Raw genomic sequence first — 19,524 nt, forward strand, 5'->3', positions numbered from 1 at the left:
CCCTCCATGCCAGCAGTCACATTGGAGTGATGTTCCGTCACTTGCCCTTTTCCAACGCGCCGCGATGCCTAACTTCAGCACCATGAAAAGACGAACCGCAATCGGCCTTATCGCATCCCTGCCTTTCGCCCGCCTTGCCCACGGGCAAACACCCGGCAATGGCGCCCGCTTCAGTCCATTGCTCAACGAGGCGGATGGGCTTTCGAGCCTGAAAGCCGTCATCGTCAGTATTGACGGCGAGGAGGTGGCCAGCCGTGCCTATCACGGCGCCAGCCTTATGGGTTCCACCAACATCAAGTCGGCCTCGAAATCTGTGATTTCCGCGCTGGTCGGCATGGCGATCGATCGCAAGATATTGGCCGGGGCGGATCAGCCGATTGCCACGATCCTGCGCAGCGATTTTCCGCCGAACCCCGATGCGCGTCTGGAAAGGGTAACCATCGGCAACCTGCTTTCCATGCAATCCGGTCTGGAACGAATGTCCGGCCCGAACTACGGCCGCTGGGTCGCCAGCCGCAACTGGGTGCGAATGGCGCTGGGGTCGGGTTTTGCCGGAGAGCCGGGCGGTGGCATGCTTTACTCTACCGGTTCCACGCATCTGCTTTCGGCGATTTTGACCAAGGCATCCGGCCGTTCGACGCTGTCGCTGGCGCGCGACTGGTTCCGGCCGCTGGAGGGTTTCTCAATCGGCGGCTGGGAGCGCGATCCGCAGGGCATCTATCTCGGCGGCAACCAGATGGCGATGACGGCGCGGTCGCTGCTGGCTTTCGGCGAGCTTTACCGGCTGGGCGGGGTAACACCAGGCGGCGAGCGTTTGATTTCGCAGAGCTGGATCGATCAATCCTGGCAGCAACGCACCAATTCCGTCTTCAACGGCGATGGTTACGGCTATTGCTGGTTCATCAAGGAGATGGTGGGCGAGACGGTCTATTACGCCTGGGGCTACGGCGGGCAGATGCTCTATATCGTCCCCGGCAAACGGCTTTCGGTGGTTATGACGTCCCGTGAGGATGCGCCTTCGGCGAGAACCGGTTATCGCGATCAATTGCATCGGCTGATGGAGAATATCATTCGCGTTGCGTGAAAATCAGAGCGGTCTGTTTATGCTCTGAAAAGCTTCCCCGAGCCGCTTCATGCGCTCCTCATAGGCACTCGTGATGCAGGCGACATCAGCGTTGCATTCCTGGCGCCTTTTCAACCATTGGCTCTGTTCTTCGCGCAAGGTGTCGCGTGCGCCCATCGCCATCAGTTGTGTCAGGATGTCGAAGGTGGTGACCATCTTCACGTCCTGGTCGTTGAGGGCGCGGTTGTCGCAGATCGCCTTTTCATCCGCGGCCAGATCCGGCTTCGTGCAATCGAAGCTGGCGGCGTTGGCGGGCGAACCCAGTGAAGCGCAAGCGAGAAGGATGCCGGAGGCAAGGATTGTCTGTTTCATGTGCATGGGTCGTCTCATTTTGAGGACAGGCTCGTGCGGGTGAAACCGAAATGGGGTGCTGTTGGTTCCACCTGCACAAGCCGGTCATCGCATGAAAAAGATCGGCCATCATCTTGCCGCGCTTTGCTTTATAGGCTTTCGCGTTATAACTCCATCATACTGATGAGGATGAGGAATCACATGCAGAGCGTGCTGAAGTATCTGTCCACCGGCTTTCTTGCGGCGCTGCTTCTCGTTCCGGTCGGAGCGCAGGCGCAGGACAACAAGACCGTGCCCGCAAGCCACATGGAAATGCAGCTTTCCTTCGCGCGGCTGGTCAAGCGTACCGCGGGCGCTGTGGTGAATGTCTATGCCGAACGCATCGTGCAGCGGCGCTCGTCGCCCTTTGCCGGCGACCCGTTCTTCGAACAGTTCTTCGGCCAGCAGATGCCGAACCGCACGGAGAAACAGTCCTCGCTTGGATCGGGTGTGATCGTGACGGCCGGCGGCCTCGTGGTGACCAATAATCACGTCATCGATGGCGCCGACGACATCAAAGTGGCGCTGGCGGATGGGCGTGAATTCTCCTCCAAGGTGCTGCTGAAGGACGACCGGGTCGATCTTGCCATTCTGCAGATCGACGCGAAGGAACAGTTTCCGGTGCTTTCGCTTGGCAATTCGGATGCCATTGAAGTCGGCGATCTCGTGCTTGCCATCGGCAACCCCTTCGGTGTCGGCCAGACGGTAACAAGCGGCATCGTCTCGGGGCTGGCGCGCAACCAGGTGACGCAGGGCGATTTCGGCTTCTTCATCCAGACCGACGCCTCCATCAACCCCGGCAATTCCGGCGGCGCGCTGATGAACATGGCGGGTGAGTTGATCGGCATCAATACTGCCATCTTCTCCAAGGGCGGCGGGTCGAACGGCATCGGTTTTGCCATTCCCGCCAATCTGGTCCGCGTTTTCGTTGCCGCCGCCGAGCGTGGCGACGCGAACTTCCAGCGGCCCTATATCGGCGCGACCTTCGATCCTGTCACCTCCGATGTCGCCGAGGCGCTTGGCCTGCACCGCGCGCGCGGTGCGCTCGTTGTCAGCGTCGTCAAGGGCGGCCCGGCGGAGAAAGCTGGCATCGAGCCGGGGCAGGTCGTAACGGCGGTCAACGGTTTGGAGGTGGAGCATCCCGATGCACTCGGTTATCGCCTCACGACGGCTGGCATCGGCAAGTCCGCCGAATTGACGCTGGTGGAGAAGGGTAAAGAGAAGAAGGTGACCATTGCGCTCGACACGGCGCCGGAAACCGCGCCGCGTGACGAACGGCTGCTGGAGGGACGCAATCCCTTGGCGGGCGCGACTGTCGCCAATCTCTCGCCGAAGCTTGCGGATGAACTGCGCATGCCTTCCCAGGTGACCGGCGTCGTCGTCACCGATGTGAAGCGCGGTTCGCCGGCCTATCGGGTCGGTTTCCAGCCGAAGGACGTCATCCTATCGCTGAACGGCTCGGATATCGGCTCCACGGCTGCGGTCGAAAAGGCGCTGGATGACAATCCCGGCTTCTGGCGGGTGGAAATCCTGCGTGACGGTCAACGCATCCGGCAGTTCCTGCGATGAGCGATGATCTCTTTGCCCCACAGGTGCCTGTCGAGGTCGCCAACCGGCGGCCTCTTGCCGACCGCCTGCGTCCGAAGACGCTGGCGGAGGTGACCGGGCAGCCGCATCTGACGGGTGAAGAGGGCGTGCTGCGCCGTATGATCGATAGCGGCTCACTCGGATCGATGATCTTCTGGGGACCGCCCGGCACCGGCAAGACGACGGTCGCGCGTTTGCTTTCGGGCGAGGCCGGGCTGGCTTTCGAACAGATTTCGGCGATCTTTTCCGGTGTTGCCGATCTCAAGAAGGTCTTCGAGGCAGCACGCACACGCCGGATGAACGGCCGGCAGACGCTGCTTTTTGTTGATGAGATCCATCGTTTCAACCGTGCCCAGCAGGACAGCTTCCTGCCGGTCATGGAAGACGGCACCATCATTCTTGTGGGTGCAACCACCGAAAACCCGTCCTTTGAACTGAATGCCGCTCTTTTGTCGCGGGCGCGCGTCCTCACGTTCGGTTCGCATGACGAGGAGAGCCTGGGCGAGCTTTTGAAGCGCGCCGAAGAGGCGGAGGGCAAGCCTCTGCCGCTGACCGAGGAGGCGCGTGTCAGCCTGATCCGGATGGCCGATGGCGATGGCCGCGCCGTGCTGACGCTTGCCGAAGAGGTCTGGCGTGCGGCGCGCAAGGACGAGACTTTCGATACCGAAGGGCTGACGCGCATCGTGCAGCGGCGCGCGCCGGTTTACGACAAGGGACAGGACGGCCACTACAATCTGATTTCCGCGCTGCATAAATCGGTGCGCGGTTCGGACCCGGATGCGGCGCTTTATTATCTCTGCCGCATGTTTGACGCCGGCGAAGACCCGCTCTTTATCGGGAGGCGGCTGGTGCGCATGGCGGTGGAGGATATCGGCCTTGCCGATCCGCAGGCGCTTGCCGTCTGCAATGCCGCCAAGGACGCCTATGATTATCTGGGGTCACCGGAAGGCGAACTGGCGCTGGCGCAGGCCTGCGTCTATCTCGCCACCGCGCCGAAATCGAATGCCGTTTATACAGCCTTCAAATCGGCGATGCGGGCGGCCAAGGAAAACGGCTCGCTGGTGCCGCCAAAACATATTCTGAACGCGCCCACAAAGCTGATGAAGGGCGAGGGTTACGGTGACGGTTACCGTTACGACCATGACGAGCCGGATGCCTTTTCGGGACAGGACTATTTTCCGGAAAAAATGGGTCGCAAGACGTTTTACGATCCGCCCGACAGGGGTTTCGAGCGGGACATCCGCAAGCGTCTCGACTGGTGGGCGAAGCTGCGCCGCGAGCGCGGTTCGCGTTAAAAAGCTTTCTTCACAAAAAGAATCATGCGCTTGCCAAAGTGAGTCGTAAAACCGCGCCATCCAACTGTTTCCAAAGGGAAATCAGGATGCCTTCCGGTGTTGTATGACCTGCGACGGCGCAGGCAGCATCTTGACCGAGGATTCCGCCAGACCGCTATGCCCTTCCGCATCGATCACCAGATGCCAGTGCAAGGTCTCGGGAATGCTGATGCGGATCGGCGATTTTTTCGCGACGCCGCCGAGATATTTGAAATCGAGCAATTCGGTGAAACGCTGGAAGTTTGCGCCTGTCATCAGCCGTACATTGTTGACGGCCGACAGGGACACCTCAATGGTCGTCCCAGCCCGCAATTCCTTCAGGTCATAGTGTGTAAAGCGGAAATTCGGCCGTGACATTGCGCGTCTCCCTGTACCTGTATTTTGGCAAAAGAGGATAGGACGTCAGGGTTAACGAGCTCTTTAAAACGGCAGCACCCTGTAGAATTTCGGGTCGCTGCGCCGGCTTTGAAGGGCCGTGGAGAGTATTGGCGGGTTGGGAGGAGGAGGTCTGGAATAATACTAACGTATAATAAGCGTATTCAGTTATAATAAATTTTTTAACTCTAACATACGCTGGTCGAAGTGCCGTCAGCGGCGTTGGGGGGAATATGAAAAACGTCACGATATCTATGCGCCTTTATGCGCTCGTTGCATTGTTTCTGGCAATATTGACTGCGGCACTTGCATTCAGCCTGTTCGAGACCTTTCATGAGATGGAACGCGAGCGTAAAGCGGGGCTCGCATCCATGAACGAAACGGCTGTCGCCATTCTTGAGCAATATTACCGGCTGGAGCAGGGTGGCACCCTGACGCGTGAGGCTGCGCAGCAGCAAGCCAAGACCACGATTGCGGCGATGCGCTATGGCAACGGTAGCGGCTATTTTTGGATCAACGACATGCATCCCAAGATGGTGATGCATCCGATCAAGCCCGAGATGAACGGCAGCGATCTCACTGCCAACAAGGATCCGAACGGCAAGGCGCTGTTCGTCGAATTCGTCAATACGGTGAAGGCGGGCGGCCAGGGCTTTGTCGATTATTATTGGCCCAAGCCCGGCGCGCCGGACCCAGTCGAGAAATTTTCCCATGTCGCCGGTTTCGCGCCCTGGGGATGGATTGTCGGCACTGGCGTTTATGTCGACGATCTTGAGGCGGTTTTCTGGAGCAACGCCTATTTCAACATCGCAGTGTGTGTTCTGTCCGGCCTTCTGGTGATCGGCGTGGCTGCAGCCGTCGTGCGCAGCGTGACACGGCCTATCGATCGCATCCGGCAGAGTATGAAGCGGATCGCTGATGGTGACGGCGAGGCGGAAATTGAATTCGCCGACCGTCGCAACGAAATCGGCGCCATTGCCAAGACGTTGCTGGTGCTGCGTGACAGCGTCAACGAGCGCAGCGCCTTGCAGGCCCGCGAGGCGGGGCAGCAGCGGGCGCTGGAGGAGGCGAGGCATGGCAACGAGATGGCGTTGCGCTCCGCATCCGAGCGTCAGGCTCATGCCATGAACGAGCTCGGCAGTTCGCTGGAAGCACTCGCCAATGGCGATCTGACCGTCGAGCTTGCCGATATCGGCGGCGAATATGAAAAGCTGCGCATGGATTTCAACCGCGCCGTCGGCGCGCTGCATGGGGCGATCGAGGCGATCGCCAGAACCGGCCATGTCGTCAACGATAGCGCATCTGACATCAGCGGTGCGACCGGCAATCTTTCGCGCCGGACAGAGCAGCAGGCAGCGGCGCTGGAGGAGACGGCGGCGGCTCTTGACGAAATCACCGCGACGGTGCGCACCGCTTCCGAACGGGCGAACGAGGCCCGACAAATGGTGCAGGATACAAAAACGAGCGCAGGCCGCTCGGGCGAGATCGTGCGCAATGCCGTCGATGCGATGGGCCGTATTGAGGAATCTTCGCGGCGCATCGGGCAAATCATTTCCGTCATCGATGAAATCGCGTTCCAGACCAACCTTCTGGCGCTGAATGCCGGTGTCGAGGCCGCAAGGGCAGGCGAAGCGGGACGCGGTTTTGCCGTGGTGGCGCAGGAGGTTCGCGAACTCGCGCAACGCTCTGCCAATGCCGCCAAGGAGATCAAGACCCTTATCAATCGTTCGGCGGAAGAGGTCGGCGGCGGTGTCGCACTCGTTCGCTCCACAGGTGACGCGCTGGATGAGATCGTGACGCTGGTCAACCGGGTCGACGGCCACGTCAATTCCATCGCCACGGCGGCGCGGGAACAGGCCACCGGCCTGCAGGAGATCAACACCTCCGTCAACCACATGGACCAGATGACCCAGCAGAACGCCGCCATGGTGGAAGAGACGACGGCGGCCAGCCAGACGCTGGCCGAAGAAAGCCGGCAGCTCCGCGCGCTGCTGTCCCGTTTCGAACTCGGGCACGGGGCAGGGCGTGAGGTTTCGCGGGCGGCTTGATTTTTATCCGCTTGAGATAGTTTACAGGGCGCGGCTTTGGCTGCGCACTTTCTGTTTCGAGGAAGTGCGACAAGCTCTCCTCCGTCGTGCCGGACCCGTGGTGTGTCTGCATCGTGAGAGGCGTTGGTTTGCAGAGCTTTGCTCACACCTTTGGTATGATTTCGCTCGAGGCTTCCGCATTTCCCGCTTCACGGAACAGCCCGGTTCGTTATTTCTCCCAACCAATAAGGATTCGTTTACCCCGTTTCTTTAAAATTTACCTGTATTGCCGCGGGTAGCGGCCGCTGAAGGTACAGGTTCTCGTATGGCGTATGTTTCCCTTCCGCGTCGTCTTGTGACGTTGTTGATGATTTCCACGGTCATGGTGTCGTGTTCGGCGGAGGGCCTTGTGCCGCCGGCCGAGGTTGACGGCACGACGCGTGTCGGCGCCATCCGGTCGTCGCGACAGCAAGGCTACAGCGCGCCGCCGGGTGCGGTCTATCAGGCCGAGCGGACCGGGCAGGCCACCAATTATCCCGCAGCCGTGTCGCAACCGATGCCGGAGCCTTATGCCTCGCAGGATCCCCTGCTGCAATCGCCACAGGGCGGCCAGGGCTATTCCACGCTGGATGGCCAGCATCAGGCGCGGATGGCCGCGAACGGCCAAAGCATGGCCTCCCCAGCCATGCCTAACCAGCAGGGCGCCGCAAATCAGATCGCCGAAGGCGAGGGCGGGGTGAACATGGATTCCATGCTGGGCGTGGAGCCGGTTCGCGGACTTGCGGAAGAGCAGGACGCCGATATTGCCGAAGGCGCTTCTGCCCAGCCGGTGGTGGACGGCATCGGCACCGACAATCCGGTTGCCGTTTCTCCGGCTCGCCGGCAACAAAGTGCGGGTCAGTCGCGGTTGATACCGCCACCGCCGCCCGGGTCTTCTTCCCGCCGCCAGCCGGTGGAGGAGGTCGCCATGTTGATGCCTAATGATCCGATGGCCCGCGACGGATTGCAAAGCAACCGCTCGGCCATGCCGCCCGGCGTCATGCCATCCTCGGAAGTGGCCTGTCGCTCCGAGCTGCGCCGTCTCGGCGTCGCCTTCCGCGATGTTGCGCGCATTGCAGATGGACCGACCTGCGGTATCGACTATCCGATCGAACTCAGCGGGCTTGCCAGCGGCGTTGCCATCCGCCCGGCCGTGAAGCTCAATTGCCAGGTCACGCTTGCCTTCGCCAAATGGGTAAAGTTCGAACTCGTGCCGTCCTCCCGCTTCCGTTACCTCTCAGGCGTCGGACGCATCACGCCCATGGGCGGTTATTCCTGCCGCAAGATGAATTCGCGCTCCAGCAATCCGTGGTCCGAACATGCGCGCGGCAACGCCATCGATATCGGCACCATAACGCTGAACAACGGGAAGGAGATTGACGTTCGCAGCAAGAACTTCTTCGCCTTCCGGGAAAAGGCGCTGCTGAAGGCAGTGAGGTCCGATAGCTGCAAATATTTCTCCACGGTTCTCGGGCCAGGCAGCGATCCCAACCACTGGAACCATTTCCACTTCGACCTGCGCACCCGCAAGTCCGGTTACAGGCATTGCGATTAGGGGGCGACGAGACGACACGGTGGTGCATTACGATAGGCGTGAGGCATTAGTTGTGGTGCGTCACGTCGACCCGTAACTTCCCGTCCGTCCCGGCGCTACCCGGAATGACGGAGTGGGGGATGTGGCCACATTACAATTTGGGCCTGTTGGGTTTGGTGCTAGCCGCCCAAAAAAAGACCGGCCCTAAGGCCGGTTGAAGAAGACTGCCTAAATCGGGGGATATCGGCGTCTTTGCAAGGGCATGCAATGGGAAGAAATCCCATAAAACGGTCCATCCGGTGCGGATATCCGGCAAAAAACATCGCGCCGTACTGACCTGCGGCCAACATGGCTTGCCGCCCTTTTCTGATACGCTATGAGCGTCACATGTTTGTGACAACGGCCCGCTGGAGCCTGCTTTCATGCCCCCTGTTTCAGAGATACTGATCTTTGCTTCGGCGCTTGCGGCCGCGGGCGTGGTCGCTGGACTTCTGGCGGGGCTGTTCGGCATTGGCGGCGGTGCTGTCCTGGTGCCGGTGTTCTACCATGTGTTCGGGCTTCTGGATGTGCCGGAGGCGGTGCGCATGCATCTGTCGCTTGGGACTTCGCTCGCCATCATCGTGCCGACCTCCATTCGTTCCTTCCTGACGCATCGCCAGAAAGGTGCCGTTGATATCGATCTCCTGAAGGGTTGGATCGTCGCCGTGCCGCTGGGCACCATCCTCGCATCTGTGGTGGCTGCGCATGCCTCGAGCGTGGCTTTGCGGCTGATCTTCGCTTTCATTGCGCTTGCGCTCGCCTTCCGGATGATCTTCAACCGGGCGAGCTGGCATCTCGGTTCAGACCTGCCGAAAAACCCGGTCCGCTTTCTGGTCGGCACCGGCATCGGCCTTCTGTCTGGCCTGATGGGTGTGGGCGGCGGGGTGATGAACAATACTTTCATGACACTTTACGGACGCACCATCCATCAGGCGGTTGCCACATCCTCCGGTGTCGGAGTACTTATTTCGCTGCCGGGTCTCCTCGGCTATATCTGGGCCGGCTGGGGTGATGCAGGTCTGCCGCCTTTTTCCACCGGCTTCATCAACTGGATCGCCGTCGCGCTGCTGATCCCCATCACGCTTGTCGTCGCGCCCTATGGCGCGCGGCTGGCGCATGCACTCAGCAAGAAGCAGCTGGAGCGGGCCTTCGGGGTGTTTCTGGTCTTCGTCGCGGCCCAGTTTTTCTACAGCGTCTACAGCTGATTTTCCCTCCCCGCCGAATGCAGTGTTCAGGCCGTTGGGCTGGCAATTGCGGGTTGTACGGCCTATATGGCGTGCATCTTACTCGTTTTTTCGAAAGATTCGCGATGAATGCCATTGTTTCGATACGGAATCTGACCAAATCCTACTCAAATGGCTTTCAGGCGCTCAAAGGTGTCAGCCTCGATATCAGAGAGGGGGAAATCCTTGCTCTTCTCGGGCCCAACGGAGCCGGCAAGACGACGCTGATCTCTATCATCTGCGGGCTTGTCAATCCGGGTGAAGGCTCGGTTCTCGTTGGCGGATATGATGTGGTGAAGGATTTTCGCCAGACGCGCGCCCTGATCGGCCTTGTGCCACAGGAACTGACGACAGATCAGTTCGAGACCGTATGGAACACCGTCAGCTTCTCGCGTGGTCTGCATGGGCAGAAGAAGAACCCGGAACTGATCGAGCGGGTCCTGAAATCGCTGTCGCTCTGGGACAAGAAGGACAATATGCTGCGGGAGCTTTCCGGCGGCATGAAGCGACGCGTGCTGATCGCCAAGGCGCTTGCGCACGAACCGAAGGTCCTCTTCCTCGACGAGCCGACGGCGGGTGTGGATGTTACCTTGCGCCGCGACATGTGGAATGTCGTTTCCGAGCTGCGCTCCAAGGGCGTCACAATCATTTTGACCACGCATTACATCGAGGAGGCGGAAGAGATCGCCGATCGGGTGGGCGTTATCAATGGCGGCCAATTGTTGCTGGTGGAAGAAAAGACCGCGCTGATGAAGAAGCTCGGCCGCAAGCAGCTTTTCCTTGAACTTTCGCAGCCGGTGGAGGCGTTGCCGGACAGTCTCTCATCCTTCGGCCTTTCGCTCTCGGATGACCGCAACACCATCACCTACGAGATCGAGGACAACGGCGAGCAGGGGCGCATTGCCGATCTGCTGACTGCGCTTTCCGGTGCCAACATCCATTTCAAGGATATTTCGACACGTCAAAGCTCTCTTGAGGATATTTTCGTCTCGCTGGTAGGAGACCAGAAATGAATTTCGAAGCCGTCAAGTCCATCTACCTGTTCGAAATGGCGCGCACCCGCCGCACCCTGTTGCAGAGTGTCGTGTCGCCCGTCATTTCCACCTCTCTCTATTTCATCGTTTTCGGAACGGCGATCGGTTCAAGGATTCAGGAGGTTGGCGGGGTTTCCTATGGCGCGTTCATAACGCCCGGCCTGATCATGCTGACGCTTTTGACGCAATGCATCAGCAACGGCTCTTTCGGCATCTATTTTCCGAAATTCACCGGCACGGTCTACGAGATATTGTCTGCGCCAGTGGCGATGACGGAAATTGTTGCCGGTTATGTCGGGGCGGCGGCGACCAAGGGGCTGATGATCGGTACGATCATCCTGATAACGGCCTCCTTCTTCGTGGATATCACCATCGCCCATCCGTTCATGATGATCCTGTTCTTTGTGCTGACGGCGGTGAGCTTCAGCCTGTTCGGCTTCATCATCGGCATCTGGGCCACGAATTTCGAGCAGCTGAACCTCATCCCGATGCTGGTGGTGCCGCCTCTGACATTCCTCGGCGGCAGCTTCTACTCCATCGACATGCTGCCGCCCTTCTGGCAGACGGTCAGTCATTTCAACCCGGTGCTCTACCTCATCAGCGGTTTCCGCTGGAGCTTCTACGAGATCGCCGACGTCAATCCCGTCATCAGCCTGGCGATGATCACGCTGTTCCTCGCACTCTGCCTCGGTGTCGTCGGCTGGATGTTCAAGACCGGTTACCGGCTGCGCAACTGACCGGAAAGAGGTTTGCCGTGAATGTGATACGCCCGGTTTGCACCGGGCGTTTTCGTATTCGGATAGCGAGACGTTATTTTTTGATCGCGAGCAGGAACTGTCTGCCCGGCAGGTTTTACCTGTCTCGCAATCTCAACTCATCGGTCTGCATCTGCATCGAACCAAGCGTCGACAGGAAGCTCATGCCGAGCAGGCTCTGGCCCAGTTGGCCATCCTGCGCGACGAGGGCGGGGATGTTGCTCCGCGCGATCGGGCCGATGCCGATCTCGGACAGGGTGACGGGCGCTGCCGCCGTGCGGCCGTTCGCGGTCATCACCGGCACGGTGTAGCGCAGTTTCGTGGTGTCGATGCCGATGGCGGCGGCATCGGCATTGGCCAGCACCACGGAGCTCGCGCCGGTATCGACCAGCATGTGGATCGTTTTGCCTTCAATGCTGACATTCGCCTCGAAATGGCCGCTCATCGATTTGTGCAGTATGATCTCCTGTTCGCCGCCAGCGGTCGTAACCACCACCGCACGGCCGGGCATCAGGCCACCCAGCAGCCGGTCGGCGAAGGATTGCAGGTCGTAGCGATAGAGATAGACGGATACGAGGCCGAGGATAATCACGAGCCAGATGGCGAGTTGCCGGACAACGCTTGCGAAGCTGCCGCGGCTTCCCGCCAGAATGCCGACGGATAGCAATCCCGCAATCGGCAGGAGATAGACGATCTGCCCGAATTTCTCGTTGTCGATGCCGAAGGTGCGGCCGCTGTCGTGATTGACGAGAAGTAGGCCGAGACCCACGGCCAGCAAGAGGAGAACGAAAGTCAGCCTGTTCATGCGGTGTGCGTCTCCCTGGAGGTGTCCTTGCCTGTTTTTGCCAGTCTTTCGGGAAGCGCCTGCATGATCATGCGGCGCTTTTCGTCGCTATAGGTTGCCCAGCCGCCGATCTCGTCCAGCGTGCGTCCGCAACCGATACAGAGGGTGTTTGTGGCGTCGAGGGAGCAGATATGAATGCAGGGTGTTTCCATGGGGATCTATATCAGTCTGTCACGTCGCAAGGGCAAGAGCGACGAGAGTAACGATCTCCGTGATCTGCTGGCTGGCGCCGATTGTGTCACCGGTGTGGCCGCCGATCTTGCTGACACAGAGCCTGCCGAACAGCACCGTCGCGAGGCAGGCAGCCGCCAGAACGACTACGATCGACACAAAGGGCAGGGCATGCAGCGTGAAAAGCACGAGCAGCAGCAACCCTGTTGCGAGCGCGATGTTGCGCTCGCTTTCCCCGGGTTGGCCGGCGCCGGCGGCGATGCCGGAGGTTTTGGCGGCGGGCAGTGACTGCCAGTGCCATACCATCAGGGCGCGGCTCACCACCAGCGCGGCAATCAGGCAGGCGGCGGCGGTCTTGGCAGGCAGGGTTTCTATAAGCGATGCGAGTGCCGTGGCGCGCAGTGCAAAGGACAGGACCATGGCGATCGTGCCATAGCTGCCGATGCGACTGTCCTTCATGATCTCAAGCGTTTTCAGCTTGTCCTTGCCGCTGCCGAAGCCATCGGCCATATCCGCCAAGCCGTCTTCGTGCAATGCACCTGTTATGAGCGCGGTGACGGCGATGGCAAGCCAGCCGGTGAGCTGCGGTGAGGCGTCGAACTTCGCTAATGCCACCACGAGGACAGCAGCGGGCAGGGCGATCAGGAGGCCTGCGGCGGGAAAAGCGCGTGCTGTCCGGCGCATCGATGGACCGTCACCTTCACCGAAGAAGCGCGATGGGACCGGCAGGCGGCTGAGAAAGGCAACGGAATGCATGACATCTGTTATAAAATCCCCGGCCTTCATGCTCTCTCCGCTGCTGTGCTTGCATTTCCGGTTGTTCCGCGGCGCGTCCGCGATTATGAGAGGCGCAACAAAGACCGATTTGCCGGAAAACACAAGTTTCCGCCAACCCGACGACAAGAAAGACAGATACCATGAGCATGAGCGGATTGCCCTTCGACGATTTCCGCGCGCTGCTGCGCGAGCTTCCCGGCCCGGATACGCATGCGCTGGTCGCGGCCAAGGAGCGCAATGCGCAACTGACGAAACCGGCCGGTTCGCTCGGTCGGCTGGAAGAAATCGCCATGTGGCTTGCCGCATGGTCGGGCCGCTCGCCCGCCGTTACCCGTCCGCTGGTGGCGATTTTCGCCGGCAATCATGGCGTCACTCGGCACGGCATCACGCCCTATCCGACGTCCGTGACGCAGCAGATGGTGGAGAATTTTGCGGCAGGCGGTGCGGCGATCAACCAGATTTGCGTCACCAATGATCTCGGTCTGAAGATTTTCGATCTGGCACTTGACTACCCGACCGGCGACATCACCTGCGAGCCTGCCCTTTCCGAGCGCGATTGCGCCGCCACCATGGCCTTCGGCATGGAGGCGATTGCTGGCGGTACCGACCTTCTCTGCGTTGGCGAAATGGGCATCGGCAACACCACCATCGCAGCGGCGATCAATCTGGCGCTCTATGGCGGCACGGCGGAAGAGTGGACCGGTCCCGGCACTGGCTCTGAAGGCGAGGTCATGGCCCGCAAGATCGCGGCGGTGAAGGCTGCCGTGGAGTTCCACAAAGACCATCTGTCCGATCCGCTCGAAATCATGCGCCGTCTCGGCGGACGCGAAATTGCGGCGATTGCCGGCGCGATCCTTGCCGCGCGCGTGCAGCGCATTCCTGTGCTGATCGACGGTTATGTGGCGACTGCCGCTGCCGCGCTGTTGAAGGCTGCCAATCCTTCCGCGCTCGACCATTGCCTGATCGGCCATGTCTCCGGTGAACCGGGCCATCTGGCTGCCGTCGAGAAACTTGGCAAGACGCCGCTTCTGGCGCTGGGCATGCGGCTTGGCGAGGGCACGGGTGCCGCTTTGGCCGCCGGCATCGTCAAGGCTGCCGCCGCCTGCCATTCCGGCATGGCGACTTTCGAAGCTGCCGGTGTCGATACTGGCACCCATTCCCACACTGAGCATTGAGGCCGAAGATGGACGCAACGCCGCAGAAGAAGCAACCGGAACCTGCCTTTCGCAAGGAAAAGGGATGGCGGCATCTTTTTGCTGCTGCCCGCTATTCCTTGCAGGGGCTTGGACGGCTGTGGCAGGAAGCGGCGTTCCGGCACGAGGTTCTCGCCTTCGGCGTCGGCCTTGCCCTGCTTCTGGTCGCCGGCGCGCCGTTTGCGCATCTTCTCGTCTTTACGGTGCTGATGCTGCTTTTGTTCGCGGTCGAGGCGCTCAATACCGCGATTGAGGAGTTGGTGGATCGCATCTCGCCGGAAATTTCTTCCGTCGGGCGGCACGCCAAGGATCTCGGTTCCTTCGCCGTCTTCTGCCTTTTGACGGCAAACGGATTTTTCGTGCTTTATTCGCTGGTGACGACGCTGTTCTTCTGAACGGCAGATTTGACGCTTAGGCGAAGGACCGGCGGCGTGGCTGGATGGCGTGGGTTTCCTCCACGGCTGGCAGGCTTTGCAGCACGCGTTTTGCCGGCAGGATGGCGATGCCTTCGGTGCCTTCACGCAATTTCGATTTCAGGATGAACTGGCCGTCATGCTTGGCAAGGATGGCCTGAACGATGGGCAGGCCGAGCCCGGTTCCCTGTTCGGCGCTTTTGATCGCGATCGATCCCTGACCGAAGGCCGACAGCACCACGGGGATCTCTTCCTCTGGAATGCCGGGGCCGTTGTCCTTGATCGACACATATTGCCCGCCACCCGCCGTCCAGCCTGCCTTCACGAGGATTTCACCGCCCTGCGGGGTGAATTTGACGGCGTTGGAGAGCAGGTTGAGGATAACCTGGCGGATCGATTTTTCATCCGCCCAGACCTGCGGCAGGCTGCTTTCAAACTGCTGCGAAATCCTGATGGTCTTGGCGCGGGCGCGAAGCTGGATCATGCCGATGCAATCTTCGGCGATCTCAAGCATCGAGACCGCTTCTTCATTGAGGTCGTAGCGGCCGGCCTCGATACGCGACAGGTCGAGGATTTCGTTGATGAGGTCGAGCAGATGCTGGCCGGAACGGTGGATGTCGCCCGAATATTCCTTGTAGAGCGGATTGTTGAGTGGACCGAGCACCTCCGCTGACATGACTTCGGAGAAGCCGAGAATGGCGTTGAGCGGGGTTCGCAGCTCGTGCGACATGGAGGCGAGAAAGCGCGATTTCGCCAGATTGGCCTCTTCCGCACGCCGCCGCGCCTCATCCGACATTGAGTTGGCGACTTCGAGTTCGGCGATCAGATCATCTTTTTCAGTCTGCGACGACAGCAGCTTGATGCTGGTCTGGTAAAGCCTGCTGGTGATGCGATGACAGAAAAGAATCGCCATGCCGAACATCAGGGCGAGGCCAACATCGAAGGGATCGCGGGAGACGACGGAGGTGACGCACAGCGCCGCCAGCACAGGCAGGAAGGTCATGAAGGTGGCCCGCCGCAGCATGAAATTGGCCATGGCGGTAAGCGAAAGCGCGATCAGCAGCGTCGCGCCCTTGAAGAAAAGAACGAGTGTCGGGTTGTTGCGCACCGGTTCGGCCAAGGCGAACATTGCCCAGGCGCAACCGATGAGGATCTGCATGGCAAGGAAGAGATTGCGCCACTTCGGCAGATTTTCGGCCGTGATCCCCTGTTTGGCGGCTCTTTTGGCCAGCACCAGAGACATGGCATGGAAACTCAGCGCAATGAGCGACCAGATGATCAGCCCTATGTCACCCGTGATATACAAACCGATGATAGAGGCTAATACGATGAAAAGCGGCATGATCATCGCGCCCTGAAGGGCTTCTGCGATGTGCATCGTCAGCATTTCACGTTCATAGGCTTCGCTGCCGCCAGCGCCTTGCTGCAAGCGTTCACGCGTCGTCTTCACCGTGTCGAAAACAGCCTTGTTACGGTGCTTTCGTGAACGGTCGACGATGATCTTATCGGTGGACGTGCTGACGCTTTTACTCATTGTTACAACGCAGGTGACATGAACCCTTTGCAGGCTACGCACAAAATCTTAAGAAGATGCTGCCGTGAAAGGATTTGTTTGCCATTTCTGACAAGGGTTTGTTGTGACATGAGACGAAATGGAGGCAGGCGCGGCTTTTTCTCGACGTTTCGCGACGGCGGGCTTTTCCTTGCCACCGTTTTTCTCGGCATTCTGATTGCCGCCAAGCTCGATCAGATCAATAGCGAGACCCATACCGGCCGTTTCTTCGTGATCGATGGCGATACGCTTTCAAAGGGCGAGGACCGGTTCAGGCTGCTCGGCATCGATGCGCCGGAGCTTTCGCAGACGTGCCGACGCGGCAGCGAAACCTGGCCGTGCGGCGCGGAGGCGCGCCGCGTTCTGCAACAGATGATCGAAGGCACGACCTTTTCCTGTTCCGGCAGTTCCAGGGACCGTTACGGACGTCTGCTGGTCTATTGCTCGGCGGGAGACCGGGACGTGTCCTCGGAAATGGTGGCGTCGGGTTTTGCCATCGCTTCAGGTTATTTCCAGTTCTCCGGCGAACAGGCGCTGGCGCGCAAAGAAGCTCGCGGCATATGGGCCGGAGAATTCGAAAAGCCGGCAGAGTGGCGGCGCGAACATCGCGCAGCGGATTTGCAAACGCCCGCAGCGGGTTTCCTCACCATCATCCGTCATCTTCTGGGATGGAATCATGGCTGAGGCGGATCGAGCCCTGCCGATGAATGACGACGGGTTGGACGGGCTGCGGGGCGCGATTGCCCTCTGTCGCATCTGTCGCGACACCCCAACCTACGGACGCCTGCCGCACGAACCCCGACCGGTCGTGGTGATGTCGACCAAGGCGCGTATCCTGATTGCAGGGCAGGCGCCCGGGCTTCGCGTGCATGAAACGGGTGTGCCTTTCAACGATGCCTCCGGCGACAGGCTGCGCCAGTGGCTGAATGTTGATCGTGAGACATTCTACGATCCGGACCGCTTCGCTATTGTGCCCATGGGGTTCTGTTTCCCCGGCTATGACGACAAGGGCAGTGACCTGCCGCCTCGACGCGAATGTGCGCCGCAATGGCGGGAGAAGGTGCTGGCGGCGATGCCGCAGGTGGAGCTGGTCCTTGCCATCGGTCAATATGCCCAGGCCTTTCATCTCGGCGAAAGACGGCGGAAAACCATGACCGAGACTGTGTACGACTGGCGCAGCTATTTTCATTCAAATTCGGGACCGGCCATTTTGCCGCTGCCGCATCCAAGCTGGCGCAACACCGTCTGGCTGAAGAAGAATCCGTGGTTTGCCGAGGAGCTGCTTCCTGTTCTGCGACAACATGTGGAAATGCGACTTTAGTGAAACAATTTTCTGTTTTTCTCTAAAAATTAGTGTATTGAAAGGAAATTAATTCAGGAGGGTAGACGCATTGGATCGCCTAGACCGTAAGATTTTGCGCATTCTGCAAGAGGATTCCACGCTGGCTGTCGCTGATCTGGCGAAAAAGGTCGGCCTTTCCACGACGCCCTGTTGGCGGCGTATCCAGAAGATGGAAGAGGACGGTGTCATCCGCCGGCGCGTTGCGCTGCTGGATCCGGTCAAGGTCAACACCAAGGTCACCGTTTTCGTCTCCATCCGCACTGCCTCCCATTCCATCGAATGGCTGAAGCGGTTTTCCGAGGTGGTGTCCGAATTCCCCGAAGTCGTCGAGTTTTACCGCATGAGCGGCGATGTCGATTATCTGCTGCGCGTTGTCGTGCCTGACATCGCGGCCTATGACGCCTTCTACAAGCGGATGATCGCCAAGATCGAAATTCGTGACGTGTCGTCTGCCTTTGCGATGGAACAGATCAAATATACGACGGAACTGCCGCTCGATTACATGCTGCTGGATAATCCCAAATCCGGCGAGGAATGATCCCGGCTGATCAGGCTTTTTGAACAATGCCCTTTCCGGCTGCCGGGGAGGGCATTTTTCGTTGGGCAGTTTTGCTTTTCCGCAAGCACTCAAGTCGGCCATCCGGCGGTTGTCCGGGGAATGCACACTCCTGGCGTGCCGAGGCGGCCAGGCAATCTTATTCCGCCTGCGACGGCAAATTAGCACATTCAATTCTCTTTGCACTCGCGCCGCGCAAAGTGGGATTTTGATAAAATCACTCGAATATCTACGCTTTGTATATCTGATGATGGCAACAGCGAAGGATATCCACATGCTCACACGACGCGGAACATTGGGACTGATTGCGGGTGCAACGGGGGCGGCGTTCCTGCCGCATATCCGGCGGGCTGGAGCCGCGACCACCACGTTACGGATCGGCTGGCAGAAGAATGGCGTGATCGCGTTGGCAAAGAGCCAGGGCGCGCTTGAAGCGCTGTTGAAGGATCGCGGCATTGAGGTCAAATGGTCGGAGTTCTCCTCCGGGCCGCCGCTTCTTGAAGCGCTGGGCGCAGGTGCGCTGGATATCGGACCGACGGGCGATGTGCCTCCGCTTTTCGCGCAGGCTGCCGGTGGCAATCTGCGCTATGTGGGAACTTACAAGGGCGCCGCCGGTGGATCGGCAATCCTTGTGCAGAAGGATTCGCCGCTGAAGACGCTGGCCGACCTCAAGGGCAAGAAGGTGGCTTTCAAGCGCGGCTCCAGCGCCCATAACGTTACTGTCAAAGCATTGCGAAAGGCCGGTCTGACGCTGAACGACATAACATCCATCGACCTTGCCCCGCCGGATGCGGCGGCCGCTTTCCGAAGCGGCAGCATCGATGCCTGGTCGATCTGGGATCCTTATTTTGCCGTGGCGGAAAAGGAGCCGACGACACGGGTTCTCACGACTGCCGAAGGTATTGTCGATCCCTGGAGCTATTTCCTCGCCAATGGCGACTTCGTGGAAAGCAATCCCGACCTCGTGCCGCTGCTCCTCAAGGAACTCGCAAGCGTCGGCGCAAAGGCTCAGGCCAATATCGATGAGACTGCAAAATTGCTGGCGGCGATAACCGGCGTCCCGCAGGATGTCACCAAGGTGTCGCTGACGCGTCCGGGAGCGGATCTGGGGCGTGTCTCGCTGGTTTCGGATGAGGCCATCAGCTATCAGCAGGCGCTGGCCGACGAGTTCTACGATCTGAAAATCGTGCCGAAGAAACTCAACGTTACCGATATCGTCTGGCGTCCCAAAGCGAGTTGAGCCGGGCGAAAGCTGAGTCTCTTCAATCGTCTGGCT

General features: G+C 59.7%; 20 protein-coding genes. 14 read left to right on the forward strand and 6 right to left on the reverse strand.

The annotated features are described in order from the left end of the window. Positions 1–82: 82 nt before the first annotated feature. Positions 83–1,084: a serine hydrolase domain-containing protein gene (locus ASD46_RS09045; protein WP_025593940.1), complete on the forward strand. Its 1,002-nt coding sequence runs from the start codon at positions 83–85 to the stop codon at positions 1,082–1,084. Positions 1,085–1,087: 3 nt separating this feature from the next. Here ASD46_RS09045 and ASD46_RS09050 read toward each other — a convergent pair whose 3' ends face one another. Further along, positions 1,088–1,441 (reverse strand): lysozyme inhibitor LprI family protein, encoded by a 354-nt coding sequence (locus ASD46_RS09050; RefSeq protein WP_025593938.1) that lies wholly within the window; start codon positions 1,439–1,441, stop codon positions 1,088–1,090. A 174-nt stretch (positions 1,442–1,615) separates the two neighbouring features. Here ASD46_RS09050 and ASD46_RS09055 point away from each other — a divergent pair, with 174 nt between their 5' ends. Next, on the forward strand, positions 1,616–3,022 hold the full coding sequence (locus ASD46_RS09055; RefSeq protein ID WP_025593936.1) for a DegQ family serine endoprotease: 1,407 nt from the start codon (positions 1,616–1,618) through the stop codon (positions 3,020–3,022). Continuing rightward, entirely contained in the window at positions 3,019–4,335 is a 1,317-nt protein-coding gene (locus tag ASD46_RS09060; RefSeq protein ID WP_019567062.1) for a replication-associated recombination protein A, read from the forward strand. Before ASD46_RS09055 ends, ASD46_RS09060 begins: the two co-directional genes overlap by 4 nt. 81 nt (positions 4,336–4,416) lie before the next feature. Here the strand turns inward: ASD46_RS09060 and ASD46_RS09065 are convergent, their stop codons facing one another. After that, positions 4,417–4,731, reverse strand: coding sequence for a DUF1883 domain-containing protein (locus ASD46_RS09065; protein WP_013636426.1), 315 nt, complete (start codon positions 4,729–4,731; stop codon positions 4,417–4,419). Between the two features lie 251 nt (positions 4,732–4,982). Here ASD46_RS09065 and ASD46_RS09070 point away from each other — a divergent pair, with 251 nt between their 5' ends. The 5 genes from ASD46_RS09070 (at position 4,983) to ASD46_RS09090 (ending at position 11,382) form a co-directional block, all read left to right on the forward strand. Beyond that, the gene (locus tag ASD46_RS09070) at positions 4,983–6,797 is read left to right on the forward strand and encodes a methyl-accepting chemotaxis protein (protein WP_060642094.1); all 1,815 of its coding nucleotides are present in this window, start codon (positions 4,983–4,985) and stop codon (positions 6,795–6,797) included. 304 nt (positions 6,798–7,101) lie between these two features. Continuing rightward, positions 7,102–8,370 (forward strand): extensin family protein, encoded by a 1,269-nt coding sequence (locus tag ASD46_RS09075; protein WP_025593934.1) that lies wholly within the window; start codon positions 7,102–7,104, stop codon positions 8,368–8,370. Positions 8,371–8,771: 401 nt separating this feature from the next. Next, positions 8,772–9,593, forward strand: a complete 822-nt coding sequence (locus ASD46_RS09080; RefSeq protein ID WP_013636424.1) for a sulfite exporter TauE/SafE family protein — start codon at positions 8,772–8,774, stop codon at positions 9,591–9,593. 104 nt (positions 9,594–9,697) lie between these two features. Further along, the gene (locus ASD46_RS09085; RefSeq protein WP_019567066.1) at positions 9,698–10,624 is read left to right on the forward strand and encodes an ABC transporter ATP-binding protein; all 927 of its coding nucleotides are present in this window, start codon (positions 9,698–9,700) and stop codon (positions 10,622–10,624) included. Continuing rightward, positions 10,621–11,382, forward strand: a complete 762-nt coding sequence (locus tag ASD46_RS09090; RefSeq protein ID WP_003516094.1) for an ABC transporter permease — start codon at positions 10,621–10,623, stop codon at positions 11,380–11,382. Before ASD46_RS09085 ends, ASD46_RS09090 begins: the two co-directional genes overlap by 4 nt. 115 nt (positions 11,383–11,497) lie before the next feature. Here ASD46_RS09090 and ASD46_RS09095 read toward each other — a convergent pair whose 3' ends face one another. The 3 genes from ASD46_RS09095 to ASD46_RS09105 are packed head-to-tail and all read right to left on the reverse strand — an operon-like array spanning position 11,498 to position 13,201. Next, positions 11,498–12,205, reverse strand: coding sequence for a TIGR02281 family clan AA aspartic protease (locus ASD46_RS09095; RefSeq protein ID WP_003516092.1), 708 nt, complete (start codon positions 12,203–12,205; stop codon positions 11,498–11,500). Then, on the reverse strand, positions 12,202–12,396 hold the full coding sequence (locus ASD46_RS09100; protein ID WP_003516090.1) for a DUF1289 domain-containing protein: 195 nt from the start codon (positions 12,394–12,396) through the stop codon (positions 12,202–12,204). Before ASD46_RS09100 ends, ASD46_RS09095 begins: the two co-directional genes overlap by 4 nt. A gap of 19 nt (positions 12,397–12,415) precedes the next feature. After that, complete coding sequence (locus tag ASD46_RS09105; protein WP_082546167.1) at positions 12,416–13,201, reverse strand: adenosylcobinamide-GDP ribazoletransferase; 786 nt, start codon at positions 13,199–13,201, stop codon at positions 12,416–12,418. A gap of 131 nt (positions 13,202–13,332) precedes the next feature. On the opposite strand from ASD46_RS09105, the gene cobT reads away from it, so the two are divergent. Both cobT and ASD46_RS09115 read left to right on the forward strand, forming a co-directional pair. Next, positions 13,333–14,367, forward strand: coding sequence for a nicotinate-nucleotide--dimethylbenzimidazole phosphoribosyltransferase (gene cobT / locus ASD46_RS09110; protein WP_003516086.1), 1,035 nt, complete (start codon positions 13,333–13,335; stop codon positions 14,365–14,367). Between the two features lie 8 nt (positions 14,368–14,375). Beyond that, on the forward strand, positions 14,376–14,780 hold the full coding sequence (locus ASD46_RS09115; protein WP_013636420.1) for a diacylglycerol kinase: 405 nt from the start codon (positions 14,376–14,378) through the stop codon (positions 14,778–14,780). 16 nt (positions 14,781–14,796) lie between these two features. Here ASD46_RS09115 and pdhS2 read toward each other — a convergent pair whose 3' ends face one another. Beyond that, entirely contained in the window at positions 14,797–16,332 is a 1,536-nt protein-coding gene (pdhS2, locus tag ASD46_RS09120) for a two-component system sensor histidine kinase PdhS2 (RefSeq protein ID WP_025593930.1), read from the reverse strand. Positions 16,333–16,440: 108 nt separating this feature from the next. On the opposite strand from pdhS2, the gene ASD46_RS09125 reads away from it, so the two are divergent. The 4 genes from ASD46_RS09125 (at position 16,441) to ASD46_RS09140 (ending at position 19,488) form a co-directional block, all read left to right on the forward strand. Continuing rightward, positions 16,441–17,034: a thermonuclease family protein gene (locus ASD46_RS09125; RefSeq protein ID WP_003516079.1), complete on the forward strand. Its 594-nt coding sequence runs from the start codon at positions 16,441–16,443 to the stop codon at positions 17,032–17,034. Continuing rightward, complete coding sequence (locus ASD46_RS09130; RefSeq protein WP_162248381.1) at positions 17,027–17,671, forward strand: uracil-DNA glycosylase family protein; 645 nt, start codon at positions 17,027–17,029, stop codon at positions 17,669–17,671. The genes ASD46_RS09125 and ASD46_RS09130 overlap by 8 nt, the downstream gene beginning before the upstream one ends. Before the next feature lie 70 nt (positions 17,672–17,741). Next, a complete protein-coding gene (locus ASD46_RS09135; protein WP_003507846.1) occupies positions 17,742–18,230 on the forward strand; it encodes an Lrp/AsnC family transcriptional regulator in 489 nt (162 codons plus the stop codon). A 292-nt stretch (positions 18,231–18,522) separates the two neighbouring features. After that, positions 18,523–19,488 carry an aliphatic sulfonate ABC transporter substrate-binding protein gene (locus ASD46_RS09140; protein ID WP_025593928.1) on the forward strand — a complete coding sequence of 322 codons (966 nt, stop codon included), beginning with the start codon at positions 18,523–18,525 and terminating at the stop codon, positions 19,486–19,488. Positions 19,489–19,524: the final 36 nt, after the last annotated feature.

It is taken from the genome of Rhizobium sp. Root491 (assembly GCF_001427205.1).
GTDB lineage: Bacteria > Pseudomonadota > Alphaproteobacteria > Rhizobiales > Rhizobiaceae > Agrobacterium > Agrobacterium tumefaciens.